Source organism: Spirosoma oryzicola (assembly GCF_021233055.1).
GTDB lineage: Bacteria > Bacteroidota > Bacteroidia > Cytophagales > Spirosomataceae > Spirosoma > Spirosoma oryzicola.
Genome location: NZ_CP089538.1, coordinates 1,451,447 through 1,474,701, shown reverse-complemented (window position 1 = coordinate 1,474,701; position 23,255 = coordinate 1,451,447). Strand labels below are relative to the sequence as shown.

The 23,255-nt window shown below is 51.2% G+C and carries 15 protein-coding genes; 9 read left to right on the top strand and 6 right to left on the bottom strand.

Going from position 1 to position 23,255, the window contains the following annotated elements; genetic code table 11:
• Nucleotides 1–61: 61 nt before the first annotated feature.
• The gene (locus tag LQ777_RS05920; protein WP_232561600.1) at nucleotides 62–1,063 is read left to right on the top strand and encodes a nitrilase family protein; all 1,002 of its coding nucleotides are present in this window, start codon (nucleotides 62–64) and stop codon (nucleotides 1,061–1,063) included.
• On the opposite strand, the gene LQ777_RS05915 is transcribed toward LQ777_RS05920, so the two are convergent.
• The 4 genes from LQ777_RS05915 to LQ777_RS05900 form a co-directional block, all read right to left on the bottom strand.
• Entirely contained in the window at nucleotides 1,064–2,059 is a 996-nt protein-coding gene (locus tag LQ777_RS05915) for a glycosyltransferase family 9 protein (RefSeq protein ID WP_232561599.1), read from the bottom strand.
• Between the two features lie 53 nt (nucleotides 2,060–2,112).
• Nucleotides 2,113–3,171, bottom strand: coding sequence for a DUF4249 domain-containing protein (locus LQ777_RS05910; protein WP_232561598.1), 1,059 nt, complete (start codon nucleotides 3,169–3,171; stop codon nucleotides 2,113–2,115).
• Nucleotides 3,171–5,582, bottom strand: coding sequence for a TonB-dependent receptor (locus LQ777_RS05905; RefSeq protein WP_232561597.1), 2,412 nt, complete (start codon nucleotides 5,580–5,582; stop codon nucleotides 3,171–3,173). Before LQ777_RS05905 ends, LQ777_RS05910 begins: the two co-directional genes overlap by 1 nt.
• Nucleotides 5,583–5,728: 146 nt before the next feature.
• Nucleotides 5,729–7,462, bottom strand: coding sequence for a helix-hairpin-helix domain-containing protein (locus LQ777_RS05900; protein WP_232561596.1), 1,734 nt, complete (start codon nucleotides 7,460–7,462; stop codon nucleotides 5,729–5,731).
• A 141-nt stretch (nucleotides 7,463–7,603) separates the two neighbouring features.
• Between LQ777_RS05900 and LQ777_RS05895 the strand changes: the two genes are divergently transcribed.
• Entirely contained in the window at nucleotides 7,604–8,176 is a 573-nt protein-coding gene (locus LQ777_RS05895; RefSeq protein WP_232561595.1) for a DUF2306 domain-containing protein, read from the top strand.
• A 99-nt stretch (nucleotides 8,177–8,275) separates the two neighbouring features.
• Nucleotides 8,276–8,563, top strand: coding sequence for a 2TM domain-containing protein (locus LQ777_RS05890; RefSeq protein WP_232561594.1), 288 nt, complete (start codon nucleotides 8,276–8,278; stop codon nucleotides 8,561–8,563).
• A gap of 76 nt (nucleotides 8,564–8,639) precedes the next feature.
• On the opposite strand, the gene LQ777_RS05885 is transcribed toward LQ777_RS05890, so the two are convergent.
• Nucleotides 8,640–9,206, bottom strand: a complete 567-nt coding sequence (locus LQ777_RS05885) for a pentapeptide repeat-containing protein (protein WP_232561593.1) — start codon at nucleotides 9,204–9,206, stop codon at nucleotides 8,640–8,642.
• Nucleotides 9,207–9,217: 11 nt separating this feature from the next.
• Nucleotides 9,218–10,012, bottom strand: a complete 795-nt coding sequence (locus LQ777_RS05880; protein WP_232561592.1) for a thymidylate synthase — start codon at nucleotides 10,010–10,012, stop codon at nucleotides 9,218–9,220.
• Between the two features lie 312 nt (nucleotides 10,013–10,324).
• Here LQ777_RS05880 and LQ777_RS05875 point away from each other — a divergent pair, with 312 nt between their 5' ends.
• The 6 genes from LQ777_RS05875 (at nucleotide 10,325) to topA (ending at nucleotide 23,210) form a co-directional block, all read left to right on the top strand.
• Nucleotides 10,325–12,934 carry a hybrid sensor histidine kinase/response regulator gene (locus tag LQ777_RS05875; protein ID WP_232561591.1) on the top strand — a complete coding sequence of 870 codons (2,610 nt, stop codon included), beginning with the start codon at nucleotides 10,325–10,327 and terminating at the stop codon, nucleotides 12,932–12,934.
• Nucleotides 12,935–13,193: 259 nt separating this feature from the next.
• On the top strand, nucleotides 13,194–13,826 hold the full coding sequence (locus LQ777_RS05870; RefSeq protein ID WP_232561590.1) for a hypothetical protein: 633 nt from the start codon (nucleotides 13,194–13,196) through the stop codon (nucleotides 13,824–13,826).
• Nucleotides 13,827–13,828: 2 nt separating this feature from the next.
• Nucleotides 13,829–16,594: a TonB-dependent receptor gene (locus tag LQ777_RS05865; RefSeq protein WP_232561589.1), complete on the top strand. Its 2,766-nt coding sequence runs from the start codon at nucleotides 13,829–13,831 to the stop codon at nucleotides 16,592–16,594.
• Nucleotides 16,595–16,631: 37 nt separating this feature from the next.
• Nucleotides 16,632–17,753 carry a DUF4249 domain-containing protein gene (locus LQ777_RS05860; RefSeq protein WP_232561588.1) on the top strand — a complete coding sequence of 374 codons (1,122 nt, stop codon included), beginning with the start codon at nucleotides 16,632–16,634 and terminating at the stop codon, nucleotides 17,751–17,753.
• Between the two features lie 20 nt (nucleotides 17,754–17,773).
• Nucleotides 17,774–20,173, top strand: a complete 2,400-nt coding sequence (locus tag LQ777_RS05855; RefSeq protein WP_232561587.1) for a hypothetical protein — start codon at nucleotides 17,774–17,776, stop codon at nucleotides 20,171–20,173.
• Between the two features lie 364 nt (nucleotides 20,174–20,537).
• On the top strand, nucleotides 20,538–23,210 hold the full coding sequence (gene topA / locus LQ777_RS05850; protein ID WP_232561586.1) for a type I DNA topoisomerase: 2,673 nt from the start codon (nucleotides 20,538–20,540) through the stop codon (nucleotides 23,208–23,210).
• The last annotated feature ends 45 nt before the right edge of the window (nucleotides 23,211–23,255 follow it).

Sequence of the window (23,255 nt, the reverse complement as noted above, 5' to 3'; positions counted from 1 at the left end):
ATTTTTACAATTATCCGATTTCTCCGTTACTGACCTTTGCCTCGAACAACAATCAGTAAACATGGAAAATCTTCGCATTGCAACAGCCCAGTTTGAAAACGCAAGTGGCGACAAAGCGTACAATTTAGGCGTTATCCGCGATCTCTCGGCCAAAGCAGCCGCGCAGGGCGCTCAGGTCGTCGCGTTTCACGAGTGTTCGATAACGGGATATACCTTCGCCCGGCAACTCTCCAGGGAGCAGATGCTTGATCTGGCCGAACGCATTCCCGACGGAGACAGCATTAGCGAATTGACGAACATCGCCCGCGATAACAACATCGTAGTGCTGGCGGGTTTGTTCGAGAAAGATGAGCAGGACCGGTTGTTTAAAGCGTACGTGTGCGTCGGGAAAGATGGGCTCATTGCCAAATACCGCAAACTACATCCTTTCATCAACCCGCATCTGCTGCCCGGCGACCAGTACGTAGTTTTCGATCTGTTCGGCTGGAAATGCGGTATATTGATCTGTTACGATAATAACGTCATCGAGAATGTACGGGCAACGGCCTTATTGGGAGCCGACATTCTTTTTATGCCCCACGTGACCATGTGTACCCCGTCGCCCCGACCCGGTGCGGGCTTCGTTGACCCAGCGTTGTGGGAAAACCGGGAAGCGGACCCGACTTCCCTTCGCATGGAGTTTGACGGGCTGAAAGGGCGGGCCTGGCTGATGAAATGGCTTCCCGCCCGCGCCTATGACAATGGAGTGTACACCGTTTTCGCGAATCCGATCGGCATGGACGACGATCAGTTGAAAAATGGCTGTTCGATGATTCTGGACCCGTTCGGTGACATCATTGCCGAGTGTCGGCAATTAGGCAATGACGTAGTTACGGCCACTTGTACCCCCGAAAAGCTTCAGCAAGCCGGTGGTCACCGCTACCGCAATGCCCGACGCCCCGATCTATACCGCGACATTCTTGGGCAAACGCATACGCCCGAACAGAAAGTCGTCTGGTTGAATGAAGAGCCGTCAGCGAATCAGGACGGAGATGCAGGCTTAGAAAAGGCGGGGCAACAGTAGCTACTCGAAATTCTTCTTTTTGCGCAACTCCTTAATTTCGAATTCAAAGGGAAGCTCGTTCATGCACTTAAAGTGCTTGAGCGGGCATTGCTCGAAACCGATTTTGGAGCAAGGGCGGCACTCAAGTCCGGTTTTTTCGAGCACGACGTAGGGTGTCTTGTACGGATACATGCCCAGTTGGGGTGTGGTATTGCCCCAAATCGAGTACACTTTTTTCTTGAGCGCAGCGGCAATGTGCATCAGGCCCGTGTCGTGGCTAAAGACAATCCGCGCGCCCTGAAGCAACGACGCTGACTGGTTGAGGTTGTATTGGCCGCAGGCGTTGTAAATCATCCGGCTGCCGACTGCCTGCACGATTTCATCACCCGCTTCACGGTCTTCTTTACCACCCAGCAGCACAATCGGATGGTTGATTTTCCAGCACAGTTCAATCATTCGCGCTACAGGCAGTTTCTTCGTAGCGTGTTGCCCACCGATGGCATAGGCCACATAATCATGACGGTGCGTTTCAGGTAGCCAATCGCTTTCGACCTGGTCTTTGTAGGGAATAAAGTAGTCAAGGCCAATGCCGTCGTTTTGCACACCCAGCGGCTGCACCGTTGCCATGTAGCGATCGACAATGTGCATGTTGGGCATCGCATTCACTTTCCAGCGAACGTAAACCCATTTGCGCAGGTTCAGCTTGTCGAAGCTATAGGAACGCACGCCCAGCCGTAGCTTAATGATTCGGGTCCGCAGGTTGTTGTGCAGGTCGATGACGTAATCGTACTGCTCGGCCCGCAACTGACGAACAAGGTCGTTCAGGCTATCCTCCAGAAAAAAGCGTTTATCAATATAGGGATTATGCTCAATAATGGATTGATAGGACCGTTTCGTGCAGAAATGCACTTCGGCACCCGGCAGTTGCAATTTGAGGCAACGCACAACAGGTGTCGTCAGCACGATGTCGCCGATAGACGAGAAGCGTAAGACGAGAATTTTTACCGGGGGGGTCATAATCCGCTATATTTCTACAAAAATAGCCTTTTTCCAATAGGCAACAAAACCATTTAATAGACCCACCAGCGCGGTTTGTTCGGTGTTCGAAACTGGTTGTTTTCACAGGCTGCACAGGCCAGCGGATCGGGCACAGGTATCGGCGAATCAAGGTCGGGTACGCCCTGCCCCGCTTTCCGGTCTACATAAATCGATTGTTCCGAAATACCCGTTGCGCCAAAGTAGCCAAAAACCAGGGTAGCCGGGTCGCTTACGCACCGTATATTGCCCGCTACGCTCGCCGGGGCCGCGTCGAACAGCCCGCCCGTATTGGCGGTCAACTGCCCAACCCGTTTCCAGAACGTATAGGCTCCTTTACTGATGGCCTGCTGCTGCACTTCCAGGTAATAACTAAGGGCTGACTTGTAAGGAACGCGCATGATAAACTGCCGACTAATCGATTTACCGTTGATGTTGGCATCGGAATTTATGTTGATGCAGTTGTAGCAACGAACAATATCCCAGCATTCCGAGCAACAGGCCACCCCCAGGACCGTACCATCCGAAAATTGATTTTTCTGACAAATTGTAATCGGCTCGTAATGAACCCAATCCCAGCGGTAGTAATCACCGGTAGTTTCGGGGTCTTTCATATCCAGGTACACATTCCAGCCTTGATTTTTGGCACTCACTACCGAGTTACCCTCAACGGTATACTCATAGTACAACTTCTGGATCGGGGGAGCCGCTCGCAGTAGTTCTAGGTCTGATTCGTAGCGTTTTCCGTTTCGGGTAGCAATCGTCAGTTTGTAGCTTCGGCCTGCTACACCCCGAATTCCATTTACTTTCGTGAGATAGACTCCGCCCGGTTGCTGTTCAGACAACGTTTCGCGATTACCCTGATTATCCTCAATCGTTACGACAGCCCCTGTTTCGAGTAAATTCAGGCTTTTGTACGAATAGTCAGCGGTCCGCGTCAATTTCACCGTGTACGGTCCCGGCTGATCCGTAATTTGTCCTTCAACAATCAGCGAGGGCGGTATACTGACTGTATCAGGCTGAAACTCGGTGACGCAGGATATAACCAGCATCAGAACGCCAAGCCCGTATAGGAATAGTCGAAAGTGATTCATCAGAACTTGAAGTTATACGTCAACGATGGAAAGGCTGTTCCAAAAATGGCTAGCTTGTACGCATCGGCAAAGGAGGTAGGACGTAGCTTGTAGAAGATGGAGTACGCATTCTTGTGGGCGTACACGTTGTAAATCGCGAAAACCCAACTGCTCTGGTTGCGTTTTTTCTTGAGCGGGTTCTGGTCAAAAGTCATCGAAAAATCGAGCCGGTGATAATCCGGAACGCGCTGCTGATTTCGGTCGAGATAAATAGGAACGATAATGCCACCCACCCGCGCCAGCGCCGACGGCTGCGTGGTGGGTCGGCCCGTGCTGTACGTGAAATTCAGGGAAAGGCTAAACCAGGTGGAGGGCCGGTAAACAGCCAGTGCGTTGAGCGTATGCGGCTTATCGTAGTTGGCCGGATAAGCCTGACCGTTGTTAACCCGTTCTTCAGCGTACGGGCTATTCATGGTCAGCAACGTGCGAGCATACGTGTAACTGATAAACCCACTCCAGAGCCCTTTATTTTTGCGCAGTAACCCTTCAAATCCGTAAGCCCGGCCACTCCCCTGCACAATCTGCGTTTCGACCGCCGGGGCCAGTTGCAGTTCGGCTCCGTCGCGGTAGTCGATGGCGTTGGTTAAGGTTTTGTAATACACTTCTCCCGATGCTTCGATTACGTTATCGGTGGTATTGTGAAAATACCCCAGCGCCCACTGATCGGCAATTTGTGGCTTGGTGTAGTTATCGCTCAGGTGCCAGCGTGAAGTCGGCAAGGCAGCCGTCGTATTGGTAATTTGCTGAATGTATTGCCGGAGCCGACTGTACCCCGCTTTGATAGCCTTTCCCTCTCCCACCGACCAGCGAACAGCCAGCCGGGGTTCCAGCCCACCCGCCGAGTGGTAAATACGACCCGCTCCGTAGGTTGTCTCCGACGAGACGGTTTCGTCCTGACGGGGCCCGTTTTCTTCATACACCCGCACCGTTTCCGGCCCTCGATTGAGCAAAGCCGAATAGCGTAACCCGGCTACTACGGCCAGATTGGCGTTCAATTTCCATTCATCCTGTATGTAAGCCGCTAGTTCATACGCTCGTTCGCGAGCGAGGTCGATCGGGAGCACGTTCGAGTTGGGACCGGGAATTCGGCTGTTCGGCTGAATCAGGTAATCGATCGCGCTAACCCCAGCCTGCCATTGGTGCCTTTCGTCGGGCGTATAAGTCAGGTCCGATTTGAGTTGCCGGTGCCAGATACCTGATTTGAGCTGGAAAGCATTCGACGAATCGGGCGACGACAGATTCGCTTTGTACTGGCTAAAGATAGCCGATGTCGTCAGGTTCAGTTGCTTATTAATGAAGTAGTTCCAGCGCAGCGAGCCTGTCAGTGTCTGGTAGTCAAACTGAGTTGACGATGCGTTGATCTCCTGTCCCGACAACGAATCCGACGCCAGTTTAAACACATCGGTGCTAACATACCCCGTCAGCGTCAGCGTGTGTTGTTCGCTGGGCTGGTATTTGAGCTTTGTGGTCAGGTCGTAAAAATTGGCTTTTGTATCTTTTAGATTAGGCGGTGCCAGCTTAAACAGAAAATCGTTGAACGAAACGCGCCCGGCGGCCAGCAACGATAGTTTGTTTTTAACGATTGGCCCTTCGACACCCAACCGGCTGGAAATGAAGCCGATACCGCCATTGATTCCCCACTTATCGCCACTGGGTTCTTTGATTTTCACATCCAGCACCGACGAAGCCCGACCACCGTAGGCAGCGGCTACCCCACCCCGATTCAAGGTTACGTCACGAACCACATCCGGGTTGAACACCGAAAAAAAGCCCATCAGGTGGCTCGAATTGAAGATCGGGGCATCATCGAACAAAACCAGGTTCTGATCGGCACTACCACCCCGCACATTGAAGCCGGGAGCCCCTTCGCCTACGGTGGTTACGCCGGGCAGCAAAAGCAGGCTACGCACAATGTCGATTTCGCCCAGCAGGGGTGGAATACGCCGAATGCTGCGGATGGATAGCTGCGAGACGCCAATTTCAACCTTGCGCACATTTCGGTCGGGCGCTTCGCTGGTTACGATAACCTCATCCAGATCTTTGGCATCGTCCTCCATCGTCATCTCGCGAAAAAGCATTTTATTGAGAACGATGGTATCCTCTTTGGTTCGGTATCCCACGTGCGAAAAGCGCAAGATGTACTTGCCAGGGGGCAACGGCACAATGTAAAAACCGTCTTTTTCGGTCACGTAGCCTTTGGATACGTCCAAAACCACGATGTTGACCCCCTGAATCGGCTTGCCGGTTTTAGCGTCCCGCACGTAGCCCGTAGCAGATAATGTAGCGTTTTGTCCCTTCGGGGGCGTCCGTAGCTGAGCAAGTGCCCCGTTGATCAAACAGACCGAGAGTACCAGTACATGTAAAAAACGCATAGAGCCGGATTTAGGAAGCGCAGAGCGGGTTGGCTCACGTCACTACCACTATGACATATCAATGAAACAAAGAGATAAATTGCTCAATTTACCCATTGTTTCTAGTCATTAATCCATTATTAATACCCTGACGCTCTGCAATTCTTTCACGCATGTATGCGCCCCCGACGTTTTTGTAGGTAATCGCTCATTTCGGCCAGCGTCAGCGCGTTAAAGGTCATGTCTCGGGTTAAGCCACCTTTCCGACCAACGGCTACGCCGTAGTGCATATCGAGCAGTCCGGCCAGGTCGTGCGCATCGGGATTTATGCTTAATAAAACGCCTTGCTGCATAGCGTATTCAATCCACCGCCAATCGATATCGAGCCGGTAAGGACTCGCGTTGATTTCGATGACGACCTGATGCTCGGCACAAGCGTCGATGATTGCCCGATGGTCGATGGGATACCCTTCGCGAGCCAGCAGCAAGCGGCCCGTTGGATGACCTAATATCGTCGTGTACGGATTTTCGATGGCCTTCAATAAGCGTGTCGTTGCTTTTTCGAGCGACATAGTTAGGGTCTGGTGTACCGAAGCGACCACATAATCGAACGTAGCCAGTGTTGCGTCGTCGTAGTCCAGCGAGCCGTCGCCTAAAATATCCGATTCGATGCCTTTGAAGATGCGGAAGTCTGACCCAAAACTGGCATTGAGCTGGTCGATTTCCTGTTGCTGCTGTCGAACACGGTCGCTGTCGAGTCCATTGGCATAGCTGGCCGTTTTGGAGTGGTCAGCGATACCAAAATACGTCAGGCCCAATTCCCGGCAATAAGCGGCCATACCAGCCACCGACTGCTTGCCATCCGACCAGGTACTATGGTTGTGCAGCGTTCCGCGCAGGTCTTCCCAGGTTACCAGTTCGTCGTTCCGATGGCTTCGAGCCCAGCGAAAGGCAAAATCATCTTCGCGCATTTCGGGAACGATGTACGGCAATCCAGCCCGCGCGTAAATGCTTTTCTCTACCTCCTCCAATTCCAGTTCGGCTTCGGCAGCAACATTGACAGTCGTTTGTGCGGTTTGCAAGAGTGAAAACCCACCATTGCCAACCTGTTGTAAATGCGGATCAGCTGCTGTTTGAATAAACAACTGTCGATCTAGTTGTTCGGCGGGATACAACAACAACTCAACCTGCACATCAAAACCCTGAAGCTGCCCCCGCCAGGTGAACGGCGATGATGCCGGTTCGTTTTGTTGCAGATTAGGTAGATTCGCCAGAATCTGCATGGCCGAAATGGGATCGCTGGTTTGGATGAGCAGCTGCACCGCATCGACTTCCTGCGCTTTCCGGCGTACCTGACCGCTAATTTCCACCCGTTCAAAATGCTTGACCAGTTCGTCCCGGAGCATGTTGGCAATCATGGCGGCCTTGTCCATGCGGACTTTCCCTTGTTGCTCCTGCAAGAACTCCAGCGCGGCTAAAATCTTTTCCTGCGTGTTGGCACCAAATCCTTTAATTTTTGCGATCTGCCCGTTTTCTCCCGCCAGTTGCAGGTCGCGCAGATTATCGATGCCCAACTCCTGCCATAAGGTCCGCACTTTCTTAACGCCTAGCCCTTTGATCCGAAACATATCCAGCACGCCGGAGGGCGTTTCGGCCAATAAAGCATCCAGCTCAGCCAAATGACCCGTTTCCGCGATTTCCCGAATTTTACCCGCTACCGCTTTGCCAACACCCGGTAGCTTAACCAGTTCATCGGCGGACAGATTACTTAAATCGGCGGTGGATTTATCCAGGTTGAACGCAGCCGTTTGAAAAGCGCGCGTCCGGAAAGCGTCACGATCATGAAGTTCCATCAATCGGCCCGTCAATTCGAGCAGATCAACGATTTCGGAATTGGTCATAGTAATAAAAGAATTCACGCTGCAAGTTAGGCATTTGACCGGATCTAGTCTTCTTACGCCTAGCGCCAATCTACCGAACCGGCCATTGAGCGGACTGTTGGCTTGTTTTATTACAACACTTCTGCGGCAAAAAAGTAAACAGTGTACATACTATTATTTATCGCGCTGGAGTGGATGAATACAGTTCTGCATTCTTCTGTTAGTGTCGTTCATTTGACTGCGGCTTTGCTAGCCATGAGCACAGGTACCTACATTCTTTTCAAACCGAAAGGAACGGCAGCGCATCGGCTTGCGGGCTGGCTTTATGTGACGGGTATGGTTGTGCTCCTGCTAACGGCTTTTCAGATTTATTACCTCTTCGGACGATTCGGCGTTATTCACTGGGGTGCCGTTGGCAGTGTAGTTGCACTACTGATTGGACTCGGATCAGTTAGTCTGCGATCAACGCTACCATCGTGGCTCCGGTGGCACTACCTCGGTATGGGTGCTTCCGTTACGGGTCTGTACGCAGCCTTCGTTGTCGAGAGCACCTATCGTCTGTTTCCACCTTCGTATTTCTGGTGGGTTACGATGGGGGCGGCCAACGGTGTGTTTATTCTGGGTGGCTTACTACTGTATCGTCATTACCCTAACTGGATAAAACCAGCCGAACATTCATCCGGGGATACGGTATTTCATCGGGTTAATCAGGTCGTTAGCACCGCTGATAGGTAGGTTCGTCGGAAAGTAATTCTGATCTGTAAGGAGCCGATCTACCTTTGACACACAATCGCAACGAAGCAACTCAGTTTAACCTTACATACTTATCCGATCATGGAAACGCAACACGACCCTATTCTTTGGAAACAAGCAAAAGCCCGCGTCGGCTTTCGGATGCACCTACGTTCTTACTTAATCGTTAACGCTGGTCTTTGGCTGATCTGGGCGGTGAGTACGTTCACCTTTCATCCGATACGTGCCAACTTTTTCTTTCCCTGGCCAATCTTTCCCATGCTTGGCTGGGGCATTGGTCTGGCTTCGCATTACTTTACCGTTTTTCGCCGGGGTAGCGAACGCGATATGATTGAAGAGGAGTATCAGAAACTAGCCCGTCACTACTAACAAAATAGTCCTATACCACACCCCTAAGCTAAGTTGCCCGGCAGCACAAACATTTCGTGCTACCGGGCAACTTAGCTTAGTGACTGATAATGAGATCGTGTTTGATCAGCAGACCGGGCAGACTTTGCAACGAGAACCGGGCTTTTTTGAGCTTGTTGGTATCTGGATTGATTTCCAGGTTGTACGAACTGGAAAAATCGACCTGACTTAGGTTGTTGTCTTCAAACTTGGTTAGTTCAAGATTGCAGTGCTTAAAGGCCGTTCCGGTCAGGTCACATTTAAGGAAATACGCTTCCTTTAGGGAGCACTCAATAAACTGCGCTTTCTTCAGCTTACGATTCAGGAAAACCGTGTAATCGAGTTGACAGTCCTTAAAATCGACGTGAAACCCGAACGGGTTACAACTCCCAAAGTCCACATGTGCCAGCTTGCAGTTGGCGAAGCGAACGTCGTAAAGTTTTGCATTTTTTAGCTCTACGCCCGTCAGCGTGCAGTGTTCGAAGCGACAGTTGACAAAGCTCGATCCGGCAAATGACCCCCGCGAGAAATCTAGTTTTTTAAATACGCACTGTTCAAATTCCTGGTCAGTCCACCGCTCGACAGCTTCGTCCGCCGGCTCAAACACCTGGTTGTAGTACTCCATTCCCCTCTTACTTAAACAGCGACCGGCGCTTTGATGGCTGGGTACGGATTGTAGTTTTCCAGCGTGAAATCCTCGTAGGCAAAATCGAAAATTGACCGAACGGCTGGATTCAGACGCATGGTCGGCAACGGGCGCGGCTCGCGGGATAGCTGCGTTTCAACCTGCTCCAGGTGATTCAGGTACAAATGCGTATCGCCACCGGTCCAGATAAATTCGTGAGGCTCCAGTCCACATTCCTGCGCAATCATCATGGTCAGTAAAGCGTACGAAGCAATATTGAACGGAACGCCCAAAAATACGTCCGCGCTACGCTGGTACAGCTGGCATGACAACTTACCATCGGCTACGTAAAACTGAAATAAAGCATGGCAGGGCGGTAGCGCCATCCCCGGTACATCAGCCGGATTCCAGGCCGACACGATCATCCGGCGCGAATCGGGCGAATTTTTGAGTTGCTTTAGTACGTCGCTCAATTGGTCAATCGTGCGGCCATCGGTGGTAGCCCAGCTCCGCCATTGCCGCCCGTACACCGGACCTAAATCACCATTTTCATCAGCCCAGTCGTCCCAGATCGAAACGCCATTGTCTTTCAGGTACTTAATATTCGTATCGCCCTTAATGAACCAAAGCAATTCGTGGATAATCGACTTTGTATGAACCTTTTTTGTCGTTAACAGAGGAAAGCCATCCTGCAAATTGAAGCGCATCTGGTAACCAAACACACTAATCGTACCTGTACCGGTACGGTCAGTTTTGCGGGTACCAGTAGCCAGAATATGGCGTAATAAGTCGTGGTATTGTTGCATACAGCAAAGAAACGAAAAAAAGGGACGGCGTACCCAGGATAGGCAACGGCAATTTTGCGGGAATACACGAAGACCAGCTGATCAGCTAACGTAAAATTACCTATTCGAATCTGTTCAAAACAACTATTCTGTTTTGGCGTAAAACTTTAACTTATTATTTACTTAATTTTACATTCATATATTCTATACCATTTGTTTAAGAATTGTTCTACATTCGTTGCCTACTCGGTTATTGACCCACTGACTTACCATGAAAGTACTGCTACCTAACAATTTTATGCTACGTATGATCGACCAGCCAGCTACCAACGTATGAAGTCTACAAAGCGAATTGGCTGGATTCTGGCCGTTGGCCTGTTAATCCCAATCCTGATCGGTATCAATGCTCAGCGTACCACCCAACGGCTCGTTGAACAGAATAACTGGCTTATTCATACGCACCTTGTCCTCCAAAAAACCCAACAGATTCAGGCTTATCTGACGAGCCTGGACAACGACCTGCGCGGGTACTTACTGAGCAAAAACAACCCTTTCTTCCGGGCCGATTATGACCGAAACGCTCGGCGTATGAAAGAGCGGGTTGAGGAAATTACCAACCTCACCACCGATCAGCGGTTTCAGCAGGAGCGGCTGCAAACGATCTCCCGGCTTCTCGATCAGAAACTGGCTCACGGCAAGCAGTTGTTTTTACAGGCCAACTCGGCGAAGGGGCTGGCCCGACTGGATTCGGTACAGACGTTCATGAGCTTCAGCGATCAGTTGTTTAATCAGCTTAAGCAAGTAGAAGCGATTGAAAACGAGCTACTTAACGTTCGCGCGGCTGCCAGTAAGCAATCCGCCGATTACGCCACCAACAGTAGTATCGTCGGTGCAGTAGCCGCGCTCGCGATGATTCTGTGGGCGATTTACCTGCTTTTCAAGACGCTCAAGAATGCGAATAAACTCAACCAGCAACTCGCCCTGAGCGAGCAGCAACTCAAACGGTTTCTCGAAGCGGTACCCGTTTCCATCGCAGTCGTCAACAAAGATGGCAAACTGTATTACGCCAATCAGGCTGCTACCAGTATGTTTGGAAGCGCGACCAGACTGACTTCCTATTCTGACATGCTGAGTCAGGTAGCCATCAGTCAGTTTCCGGACGGAAATACGTACCCTCTCGAACAGCGTCCTATCTTTCGGGCCATGCGGGGCGAAACATCGCAGGTCGATGATATGCAGCTACAGGTTGGCGACAAAGTCATCCAGTTGTTAAGTTCATCTAGTCCGGTTTACGACGCAGACGGCCAGTTGCAGTATGTCGTTTCGTCCAGCATCGACATCAGCGATCGGGTGCAGTCGCAGGTCCGGCTTCAGGAAGCCAAGGAAATGGCGGAACAGGCCGCCCGGCTCAAAGAGAATTTTCTGGCCAACATGAGCCATGAAATTCGTACTCCGCTGAACGCCATCATTGGTTTTTCGAACCTGCTGGAAGTGACACCCCTGAACGAAGAGCAGGCCGAATTTGTGAAGCTTGTTCAGACGGCGGGTAAGAACTTACTGACGATTGTCAACGATATTCTGGATATCTCCAAGATCGAAGCGGGGATGATTCAGATGGAGTCGATACCGTTTAGTATTCGGTCGCTGGCGGCTTCGTTGCAGACCATGCTTCAGCCAACAGCGAGCGATAAAAACCTACGGCTGGTATTTGACATTGATCCGACCCTACCCGCGCTGGTTCTAGGCGACCCGACCCGACTCACGCAGATTCTGCTTAACCTGCTCAGCAACGCGATCAAATTTACCAAACAAGGCTCGGTAACCGCCCGCATTACCAAACAGGAAGAAACCAACCAGTCGGTGCGCGTCCAGTTTACGGTGAAAGACACGGGTATCGGTATCGACACCGATGCCTTACCGCACATCTTTGAGCGATTCCGGCAAGCCAGCGACTTTACGACTCGCTACTACGGCGGTACGGGCCTTGGCCTCAACATTGTAAAGTCGCTCACGCAGATGCAGGGCGGCTGGATCAAGGTAGACAGCGCCCTCGGCAAAGGATCGGAATTTACGCTGGAACTTACCTATCCAGTAGCTCCGGAATCGATTCTCCAGACCATTGACCCATCGCTGGCAAAAGCAGAAACCGCCAAAAAATCGTTGACGATTCTGGCGGTGGAAGACAATCCAATGAACCAGAAATTGGTTCTGCAAGTAATCAAGCGCCTGGGTTACGAAGCCGATTTGGCCGAAAATGGCCAGCAGGCACTGGATATGCTGCAAAAGAAATCTTTCGACCTGGTGCTGATGGATATTCAGATGCCGGTGATGGATGGCTATCAGACGACCCGGCATATCCGGACAACCCTGCGCAGCACCATTCCGATCATCGCAATGACTGCCCATGCGCTGGCCAGCGAACGTGAGCAGTGCCTCCAGGCCGGCATGAACGATTTCCTGCCCAAACCCTTCCAGATGGAGGATTTGAAACGGATGATCCTTCATTACGGGTTCAGCGAAGGCAGTCAGCCAACGCTCGCTGGAGCTACCCAGCCAGCGCCACCAGCACCAGCCCCGCCGACTAATCCCACGTCTTTTTCAATCGAGCCCTTGCTGAATTCGGTTGGCAACGATCCGGAACTGGCGCTGGAGCTGCTCGAAATCTATCTCGACAAAACGCCTGAGGAACTCAAGCAGTTACAACAGGGTCTGAGCGAGAAGGATGTTCCGGCCATTGGTCGCACGCTCCACACGCAGAAAGCGCCCGCCATGATGATGGGACTCCGTACAGTCACGGAGCTAAACTTACGCATTGAAGCCCTGGTGAAAGGCGGAAAAGATATTACCGAGGTTGCTCCGTTGTTAGAGCAGTATATCACGGCTGTAGAAGCCGAGTTGCCGGGAATCCGTGACGTTTTGCAAAAGGGTGTAGATCAGGGATAACGACCAGACAGGTTATAAAACAACCGCATTTGTCTCTTCTTAAAAGCGCTCCGTTTTTAAGAAGAGACTTTTTTTATGTTTCCGTATAAAAACTCTAGTGCTTGGTTAATCTAAAAAATGGCTTATTTAGCCAGAATTTTACCTGTCGGTAAGTCTTCACCAAGTTACCATGCCCTACAGAGCGATCGCTTTTCTTTTGCTATTTCTTGCCAGGAGTGTATTCGGTCAAACGGCCAGCTCAGATAGTTCTTTTTTGGCTATGGCTCAGAATCAGGCCGTTCATGCTTACGAAAATGCCTTGATCGACCGAAGTCATTTATACAATGGCCACGAATACATTCAGCATGACTACCGCGTAAAAGTCCATCCTTTCTTTGCAACGGATAGCTTGCAGTCAGGGTCGATTACCTACAATGGAATCGCTTATCACGATGTGCTGATGCTCTATGATGTCGTCCGCGATGAACTGGCTATCAAAATGCCAGAAACCATTTTTCGGATACGTCCCCATAGCCAGCAAATCAGCACGTTTTCGTTTGGTCCGTACCAGTTTGCCCGTATTGTGGGCGATAGTGCCGCAGGCGTTCGCACCGGCTTTTATCAGGTGCTGCACGGTGGCCGGATTCAGGTGCTGGCGAAGCGAATCAAGACGGTTCATGAAGACATCAGCGGTGGTTTTTACAAAGCGAACTACCTGGTCAAAGACCGCTATTTTATCGTGAAAGACGGCGTGTATCATGAAGTCAAAAAGAAACGGTCTGTGCTGGCTTTGTTTCCAGGGCAAACGGCTCCGCTGAAAAAATACCTGCGTGCCAACCAGATAAAATTCAACGAGCAACGCGAACAGGCAATAACAGCGATTGTCCAACAGTACGAAACATTAACGCATTGACTATGCAGCAACTCTACCGTGTCATCCTGCCCTTTCTTATCCTGATTGGCTTCGCCGGTAAGGTGTCGGGGCAGCAAAAAACAGAGCCTCTGCTTAGCGGCAACTTTACGAATAATCGCTTTGAGCAATTCGTCAAACAGATCGAAAGCAACACGCCGTACCGGTTCTTCTACAATCCTGGTGATGTGGATAGCCTGACGGTTAATCTGCAAGTTACGAACCAGCCGCTACGGGTTATACTGCGTCAGCTGTTCGAAGGCAGTCGGCTTTTTTTCGCTATTGCCCCCAACCAGCGCGTTTACATCACGCTTGACCGACCCATCCAAACGGAGTTACCCATCGGCTACTTTCGCGGGGGTTCTTCCAATAACGACTCAACGGCGAACGCTTACTTAACGCTGGGCACGAAGAAACGCGCTGAATCCGAAAGTAAGATTTACGAGGTTGGCAAGCGAACAAACCCAATCCGGCCCGGTCGATCGACCATTGCTGGTTCGGTGCGAAACGTTTCGTCGGGAGAGCCGATTGTTGGGGCGGCTGTTTACATCGAGAATCCACGCGTTGGAACCGTAACCGACCAGTTTGGCTATTATTCGATCACGCTGCCACGCGGTCGGCATGATCTAAAACTTCGTAGTATCGGGATGAAAGATACCCGACGCCGGGTGATTCTTTACGCCGATGGTAAGCTGGACGTGGAAATGGAGGACGACGTCATTGCCCTGAAAGAGGTCGTGATCGAAGCCGAAAAAGACGTCAACGTATCGGGGATGCAGATGGGCCAGCAACGGGTCGACATCAAAACCATCCGTCAGGTTCCGACAGCCCTGGGCGAAGCGGATCTGCTGCGGGTTATCCTGACGCTACCGGGCGTAAAATCGGTGGGTGAAAGCTCAACGGGGCTGAACGTACGCGGGGGCGCTACCGATCAGAACCTTATTCTGTACAACGACGCACCCATTTACAATACGTCGCACCTGTTTGGCTTTTTTTCGGCCTTCAACCCCGATGTCATCAAAAGCGCCGAGTTGTACAAAAGCGGCATTCCGTCCCGGTTTGGGGGCCGGTTATCGTCGGTTCTGGACGTACAAACCCGTGACGGCAACAAGAAAAAACTGGTCGGTTCGGGTGGTATCGGTCTACTGACGGGGCGGCTAACGCTGGAAGGTCCCCTGATCAAAGAAAAAACGTCGTTCATCATTGGTGGCCGTTCGACGTACTCCGACTGGTTGCTGAAGCAACTACCCAACTCATCGTTCAACAACAGCCGGGCCTCGTTTTATGACCTGAATCTGCACGTCACGCACGACGTCAACGAAAAAAATACGCTTTATCTAACCGGCTATCTCAGCAAGGACAACTTCCGGCTTAACAGCGATACGACTTACCAGTACCAGAACCAGACGGCTACGCTGAAATGGAAACACATCGTCAATAATAAGCTGTACAGCGTTTTTACAGGCAGCTACAGTGGTTACAAATACAGCGTGTCCAGTGAGAAAAATCCGGTTAATGCGTACCAGTTGAATTTTGCACTAAGTCAGTCCCAAGTCAAAGCGGATTTCAATTACTTCCCCAGCAACCAGCACGCGGTTGATTTCGGCATCAGCTCAACGTACTATAAACTTTCGCCCGGTAATTTCCAGCCGCGTGGCCGCGAATCGCTGATTCTTCCGGATGTGGTTCCGAGCGAACAGGGGATCGAAAATGCCGTGTACATCGGTGACAAATTTGACATTACCGACCAGCTGTCCATTAGCGGTGGGCTACGGTATTCGGCGTACACCTACCTGGGAGCGAAGTCCGTTTTTCAGTACGCGCCGGGCTTACCCAGAACGGTAAATACCATCACGGATACGCTGACTTACGGGAATAATCAGGCTATTCAAACGTACCACGGCCCTGAATACCGGCTATCACTGCGCTACGCCTTGTCGCGTACGGCATCGATCAAAGCGAGTTTCAACCGGATGCGGCAGTACATTCAGATGCTGTCCAACACGACGGTTATCGCCCCAACCGACATCTGGAAATTAAGCGATCCAAACATCAAACCGCAGATTGGCGACCAATACGCGCTGGGCTTTTACCGAAACAACCGGACGAATACCATTGAAACGTCCGTTGAAGTGTATTACAAAACGATGCAAAATCTGCTGGATTACCGCAGCGGTGCCGTATTGTTTCTTAATCAACACATCGAAACAGACGTGGTCAACGCGCAGGGTAAAGCCTACGGCATTGAGTTTCTGATCAAAAAAACGACGGGCAAACTGAACGGCTGGCTCAGCTACACCTACGCCCGGACGCTCCTGCGTACCAACGGATTAAACAACACCGAACTCATCAATCAGGGCGCTTATTACCCCAGCAATTACGATAAGCCGCATGACTTTACGATGATTGGCAACTACAAAATCAACCGTCGATTCAGTTTGTCGCTGAACTTTACCTACAGCACCGGACGTCCGATCACACTGCCCGTATCGAAATACACCCTCGACGGTGCCCAGCGGCTGCTTTACTCTGAACGAAACCAGTACCGGATACCCGATTATTACCGCGCCGACTTTGCCATGAACATCGAAGGCAACCACAAGGTAAAGAAACTGGCGCATAGTTTCTGGACCATCGCCATCTATAACCTGACCGGTCGGCGTAATGTCTATTCGGTTTATTTCAAGTCGGAAAATGGCTTTATCAATGGGTACAAGCTATCCATCTTTGGGCAACCCATCCCGTCTGTTACGTATAACTTCCGGTTCTAACGGAAGATCTGACAGACTACAGCAAGACGTTACTCGTATGAAAAATAGATGTTATCCTAAACTGCTCGGTTGGTTGATGCTTTTAGCGCTCGGAAGCTGCGTCGATCCGTACCGTCCACCCGAAGTGACGGCCCCCGACAGCTATCTGGTCGTCAATGGCTTCTTTAATAGTGCGCCGGGAACAACCACAACCATTCAGCTCTCGCGCACGCAAAACCTGACCGATTCCAAAACCCCACCCGCCGAAACCAAAGCACAGGTTACCATCGAAAGCGGCAGTAAGGTCAGTTATTCGCTAAAGGAAGGTAGCGGTGGCGTGTACACCTTATCAGGCGTGGTTCCGCAGGCCAACGAAACGTATCGACTACGCATTCGCACAGCACAGGGAAAAGAATACGTCTCTGATTTTGTCCCTGTCAACGTCACTCCGCCCGTAGACAGCCTGAGCTGGCGAATCGAGAACGAAGGCGTGCAGATCAACGTGAATACCCACGACCCGACGAACAACACGCGTTACTACCGCTGGGAATTTGACGAAACCTGGGAATACACCTCCCCTTACTATTCGGCCTATGAGCTTAAAAATAACCGTATCGTTTCACGCGCCGAAGACGTCTATCGGTGCTGGGGTAGCTCCGTTGACAAAACCATTCAGTTAGGGTCATCGGCGCGGTTGAGCCAGGACGTTATCAGCCAGCGGCCTCTCACCTTTATTACGGGTACATCCCTTAAACTTGGTCTGCGGTACAGTATTCAGGTCAAGCAATACGCCCTGACGCAGGACGCGTACAATTACTACGATCAGCTGGCCCGTATAACCCAGAATGTCGGCTCTATTTTCGACCCCCAACCCTCCCAGATTACGGGTAACATTCGCTCAACGACAAATACCAGCGAGCTGGTTATGGGGTTCTTTCGGGTTGGTACGGTACAGACGCGCCGGATTTATATCGCCAAAACGCAACTTCCTTACTGGCTTACGCAAACCGGCGTTTATACCTGCCTGGTTGACACATTGACGCCGTCTAAAATCATTGAGCGTCAGCCAGCGATTATCAACGAATTTGATGCGAGCACTTACCTGACAACCTCCTTCGACTGCGTTGATTGTCGGTTACGGGGTGGCGTCATCAAAAAACCGGATTTCTGGGATCAATAGACTTTTAATCGAATCATTCGATGTATTTTATTCGGAAACGGCTGCTTCTTCCTGCGCTGCTTTTGCTCAACGGCTTCCATGCGTCAGCGCAGTCGGCAGCCGGCGTGAGTACCATCACACAATCTTTTGATACATACCGTCAGCAGACGCTCCAGGAAAAGTTATTCCTGCACGTCGATCAGGCGGTACACTTCACGGGGGAGACCGTATGGTTCAAGCTTTTTTACGTCGATGGCAGTTTTCATAAATCGCTTGCCATCAGCAAGGTCGCTTACGTCGAATTGCTGGATAAAGACCAGAAGCCGGTATTACAAACCAAAGTTGACTTATCAGCAGGAACCCGTAACGGTAGTCTGTTTCTCCCGTCGTCAGTTCTGTCAGGAAACTACGTACTTCGGGCTTATACGAGCTGGATGCGCAATTTCAGCCCCGCTTATTTCTTTGAGCAGCCCCTGACGATCATCAATCCGTTCCGACCCCTGGAACCACCAACGCTTAAAGAGACGCCTAAACACATCGTTCAACTGTTTCCCGAAGGCGGTCATCTCGTGCAGGACCTGCCCAGCAAAGTGGCGTTTAGTGTAACCGATGCAACTGGACATAGTCTAACAGCCAACGGCTGGCTCCTGACTGCGCAGAATGATACCATCACCCGGTTCAGTACGCACAAATTTGGGATCGGTAGTTTCTCATTCACCCCGTCGGGCACCACCACGTACCGCGTTGTGATCAGCGACGGCAAGGGTAAATTCATGACGCAAGCCTTACCCGCCATTCAGGAGCGGGGTTATACCATGCGGGTGGCCGAAGCGGACGGCAATCGCCTGAACGTAACCGTTTATAGCACTCTTTCTGCGGCCTCGGCGGTGTATTTATTCGCCCATACCCGACAGCAAATCAAGGCCGCCGAGATGCGTTCTTTTCAGCGCGAAACCACTTTTACGCTCGACAAAAACGCGTTGGGTGAAGGCATTTCGCATCTTACTATCTTTGATGCTGCGCACAAACCCGTGTGCGAACGGCTGTATTTCAAACGACCCGCTCACCCGCTGGCTATCGACCTTAAAACCGATCAGCGTCAGTATGCCTACCGGACCAAAGTAACGCTGGACGCGACGGTTCAGGCTTCGGCGAATGTTCAGAATCAGGCTGATTTGTCCGTAGCCGTTTACCGGGTTGACTCGTTAGCCGCGTTTAAAGCGCCGGATATTTTAAGTTATCTGTGGCTTTCCTCCGATTTGCAGGGCTCGGTCGAATCACCGGATTATTACTTCCAGCCCGAAACCGCAGATGTCCAACTGGCAGCGGATAACCTGATGCTTACCCACGGCTGGCGTCGCTTTAAATGGGAAACCGTTTTAGCCGCCAAGAGTCAGTCGGTGCGCTTCCCGTTTGTTCCTGACTACAACAGCTTATTGGTTCAGGGACGCGTTACGAACCCTTCCTCAAACGCAGCAGTCCCTAATGTGCTGACGTATCTGTCAATACCGGGCAAACCCGTTCGGTTGTTTGTGTCCAAGAGTGATTCAGCCGGACGGATTCGCTTTGAGATGCGGGACTTTTACGGACAGAAGCAGCTCATCGTCCAAACGAACCCAACGGATAGCCTATACCACCTGACGATTGACAGCCCGTTCGCAGACCAACCATCGACTACCCCCCTGCCCGATCTGCTTCTCGACGAACAAAAGGGCGAATCCATACAGAATCGAAGCGTGGCCATGCAGGTGCAGAACACCTTCTGGGGCGATCAGTCGTTGCGGTATCGGTACCCAACGGTCGATAGTACCGCTTTCTATAGCGAAGGTCGGGAATCGTACCTGCTGGACGCTTACACCCGTTTCCCGACGATGGAAGATATTCTACGCGAATACGTGCTGGGTGTCCAACCTCGAAAGCGGCAGGGCCATTTTCGGCTGATCGTTCCGAATGCCCCTTACCGGGAGTTTTTCGAAGAAAGTCCACTGGTTCTAATCGATGGCGTGCCGGTCTTTGACATGGATAAGGTAATGGCTTTTAGCCCGCTCAAAGTGCAGAAGCTGGATGTCGTCACGAACCGCTATTTTATGGGTCCTGCCACCTTTCATGGCATCATCAGCTTTATGACCTACAAAGGCGACCTGGCGGGTTTTCCCCTCGACACTCGCCTGCTTAAACTCGATTACGACGGTCTGCAACTGCAACGGGAATTTTACGCCCCTCGCTACTCAACTCCCAAACAACAGGAAAGTCGCTTACCCGATGGGCGAACGCTGCTGTACTGGAATCCAGCGCTTCGCCCCAATGAACAAGGCAAAAGCCAGGTTGACTTTTACACCTCCGATCTGGCGGGTTCGTACCTGATTGAGGTGAATGGCCTTTCGGGCAATGGTAATGCGGGCTTCCAGCGGCTACTTTTTGAGGTAAAGAAAACGGAGTAACAGCCGGTAAATTGTCTACTAAAATAAAATTAATGCGTCCGGCTTAGACTCCGCTCGCTCGTTATTTTTTATAATAAAGTAAGCAATCAAGTCACATCGCATCGTACAACGTACCGAATTCTGGATAACTAAACCGTTAAGTAAAAGCAAAATAGAACAGATCAATTGCTCATTTTTTAAGCGCTACGAACACCCGATTCGAACGTTGCGTTGCTACATATTGTTAATAAACTACATACAATCTCCCGTTCCTATTTCGGCTTACATAACTTGCTTGGTTGCACAAGTCAGAACTTTTGCGTCTATATTTGGCGCGGTCGATGAGGAAAGGATTGTGGAGATACCATCAACCTGAACACCAACTATGTCGAAAAACTTAGTCATTGTGGAGTCGCCGGCGAAGGCGAAAACCATAGAAGGCTATCTGGGTAAGGACTTTACGGTGAAGTCTAGCTTTGGTCACGTGCGGGATCTGCCTAAAGATGGGCTGGCCGTGGACGTGACAAACGGCTTTCAACCGTCTTACGAAATTTCGCCCGACAAAAAGAAGTTAGTTAGTGAATTAAAGTCGCTGGCTAAATCGGCCGAAGAAGTGTGGCTCGCGACAGATGATGACCGCGAAGGAGAAGCCATTTCGTGGCACCTCAAAGAAGCACTCGGCCTGCGCGACAATACCAAGCGCATTGTTTTCCGCGAAATCACGAAGAACGCTATCCAGAATGCCATCAAATCGCCCCGCACCATTGATGTTGACTTAGTAAATGCGCAGCAGGCTCGTCGTGTACTCGACCGGCTGGTGGGTTACGAGTTATCGCCGGTATTGTGGCGCAAAATCAAAGGCGGCAGCGCTGGCTTATCGGCTGGCCGGGTGCAATCGGTTGCTCTCCGGCTCGTGGTTGAGCGCGAACGGGAAATCGACAAACACCAGTCGAAATCGTCGTTTAAAGTAACGTCGCAGTTTATTGTGGACGGCAGCAAAGTGCTCAATGCCGAACTGCCCAAAAACTTTGCGACGGCGGCAGAAGCCCGGTCTTTTCTGGAAGCCTGCCTTGGCGCAACGTTCTCCATCAAAAACCTGGAGGTAAAACCCGCCAAGAAGTCCCCTGCTCCACCGTTTACAACGTCAACGCTGCAACAGGAAGCTTCCCGTAAGCTCGGCTACGCGGTTGACCGTACGATGCGTATTGCGCAGAATCTGTACGAAGCCGGTAAGATTTCGTACATGCGGACGGACTCGACCAACCTTTCGCAGGAAGCCATCGAAAAGGCAAAAACAGAGATCGAAACGGAGTTTGGCCAAAACTACGTGCAAACCCGCCAGTTCAAGACGAAAAACGAATCGGCGCAGGAAGCCCACGAAGCCATTCGTCCGACGAACTTTAATGACCGTGACGCGGGTGCCGACCGCGACCAGAAACGTCTGTATGAACTGATCTGGAAGCGGGCGATTGCTTCCCAGATGGCTGACGCACAGCTCGAACGGACAACGGTTACCATTAGTATCCGGTTTGCGAACGGTGCAACGACAACGATCACAACCCACGTTGATGATAGTCCATTTGCCGATACCGAGCAAAAGGCACCAGCCCGAACCTTCCCCAGCGAACTCGTTGCACAGGGTGAAGTAATTAAGTTTGACGGCTTTTTGCGCGTTTACCTCGAGTCGAAAGATGATGAGGATGACGAAGATGCGAAAGGAATGCTTCCTCCGCTTCGGGTTGGGCAGACGCTGGACCTCGGCCAGATGAAAGCTACCGAGAAGTTCTCGCGTCCGCAACCACGCTACGCCGAAGCCTCGCTGGTTAAAAAGCTCGAAGAAATGGGTATTGGACGGCCATCGACCTACGCGCCAACCATCTCGACAATCATCAACCGGGGCTACGTTATCAAGCAGGATAAGCCCGGCCAAGAGCGCAAGTACCTCGAATATACGCTTCAGAAAAACCAGATCAGCGAAACCAGTGGCAAAGAAACCTACGGTTCCGAAAAGGCTAAACTATTCCCAACGAATACGGGGATTGTGGTCAATGATTTCCTGGTCGAGTATTTCCCTGACATCGTAGATTACAAGTTCACGGCGACGGTGGAGAAAGATTTCGATGAGATTGCCGACGGACGCATGAACTGGCAGAAAATGCTGGAAGGTTTCTACGGCGATTTTCATAAAAATATCGAAGAGATTCAGGGGTCATCGGTTGTATCGTTCAAAACGGGAGCGCGTGAACTGGGCATCGATCCACGAACGGGCAAGAAAGTTTCGGCCCGCTTAGGACGCTACGGAGCCTACGCACAGATCGGCGAATCGACCGACGACGAAAAACCACAGTACGCGAATCTGCGCGACGGTCAGCTGATCGAAACGATTACGTTGCAGGAAGCGCTTGACTTATTTGCCTTACCGCGCGAAGTCGGTTTCTTCGAGGACAAACCAATGACGATTGGCATTGGCAAGTTCGGCCCGTATGTGAAGCACGACGATAAGTACGTGTCATTGACGAAGGAAGACGATCCGTATTCGATTGATGAAAACCGGGCTATTGAGCTGATTCAGGCGAAACGTGCGGAATCGGTCAGCGAAGCACTGGGCGAATTTGAAGGCAAACTCGTTACAACCGGCAAAGGTCGTTTTGGTCCTTACGTTAAGTATGAAGATAAGTACGTTTCCTTACCACGTAACGAGTCGCTGGCGGGCTTGACACTGGAACGGGCGATTGAACTGATTCAGGCGAAGCGGCAAGCCGAAGCCAACAAATACATCAAAGAGTTTCCCGAAAATCCGGCGATAAAAGTAGTCAACGGGCAATACGGTCCGTATCTGGCAGTAGGGAAGCGGAACGTCAAGATTCCCAAGGATGTTGACCCCGCTACGCTCACGCTGGAAGATTGTTTAGCACTGGCGGGCGACGATCCGGCAGCGGCTAAGGCACCAGCAAAAAAAGCGGCTGGAACCAAGGCTAAAACGACCGAAACAACAGCGAAGAAGCCAGCAGCCAAAAAGACGACGACAACAGCAAAAAAGACACCGTCGAAAAAGTAAAAGCAAATCCCGTAGTCAGGTGGCTACGGGATTTGTCTTGTTAAT

Bases quoted from the DNA above. Each gene is read 5' to 3' on its own strand.
- LQ777_RS05920 (WP_232561600.1), top strand. From the start codon at position 62: ATGGAAAATCTTCGCATTGCAACAGCCCAGTTTGAAAACGCAAGTGGC.
- LQ777_RS05915 (WP_232561599.1), bottom strand. From the start codon at position 2,059: ATGACCCCCCCGGTAAAAATTCTCGTCTTACGCTTCTCGTCTATCGGC.
- LQ777_RS05910 (WP_232561598.1), bottom strand. From the start codon at position 3,171: ATGAATCACTTTCGACTATTCCTATACGGGCTTGGCGTTCTGATGCTG.
- LQ777_RS05905 (WP_232561597.1), bottom strand. From the start codon at position 5,582: ATGCGTTTTTTACATGTACTGGTACTCTCGGTCTGTTTGATCAACGGG.
- LQ777_RS05900 (WP_232561596.1), bottom strand. From the start codon at position 7,462: ATGACCAATTCCGAAATCGTTGATCTGCTCGAATTGACGGGCCGATTG.
- LQ777_RS05890 (WP_232561594.1), top strand. From the start codon at position 8,276: ATGGAAACGCAACACGACCCTATTCTTTGGAAACAAGCAAAAGCCCGC.
- LQ777_RS05885 (WP_232561593.1), bottom strand. From the start codon at position 9,206: ATGGAGTACTACAACCAGGTGTTTGAGCCGGCGGACGAAGCTGTCGAG.
- LQ777_RS05880 (WP_232561592.1), bottom strand. From the start codon at position 10,012: ATGCAACAATACCACGACTTATTACGCCATATTCTGGCTACTGGTACC.
- LQ777_RS05875 (WP_232561591.1), top strand. From the start codon at position 10,325: ATGAAGTCTACAAAGCGAATTGGCTGGATTCTGGCCGTTGGCCTGTTA.
- LQ777_RS05870 (WP_232561590.1), top strand. From the start codon at position 13,194: ATGGCTCAGAATCAGGCCGTTCATGCTTACGAAAATGCCTTGATCGAC.
- LQ777_RS05865 (WP_232561589.1), top strand. From the start codon at position 13,829: ATGCAGCAACTCTACCGTGTCATCCTGCCCTTTCTTATCCTGATTGGC.
- LQ777_RS05860 (WP_232561588.1), top strand. From the start codon at position 16,632: ATGAAAAATAGATGTTATCCTAAACTGCTCGGTTGGTTGATGCTTTTA.
- LQ777_RS05855 (WP_232561587.1), top strand. From the start codon at position 17,774: ATGTATTTTATTCGGAAACGGCTGCTTCTTCCTGCGCTGCTTTTGCTC.
- topA (WP_232561586.1), top strand. From the start codon at position 20,538: ATGTCGAAAAACTTAGTCATTGTGGAGTCGCCGGCGAAGGCGAAAACC.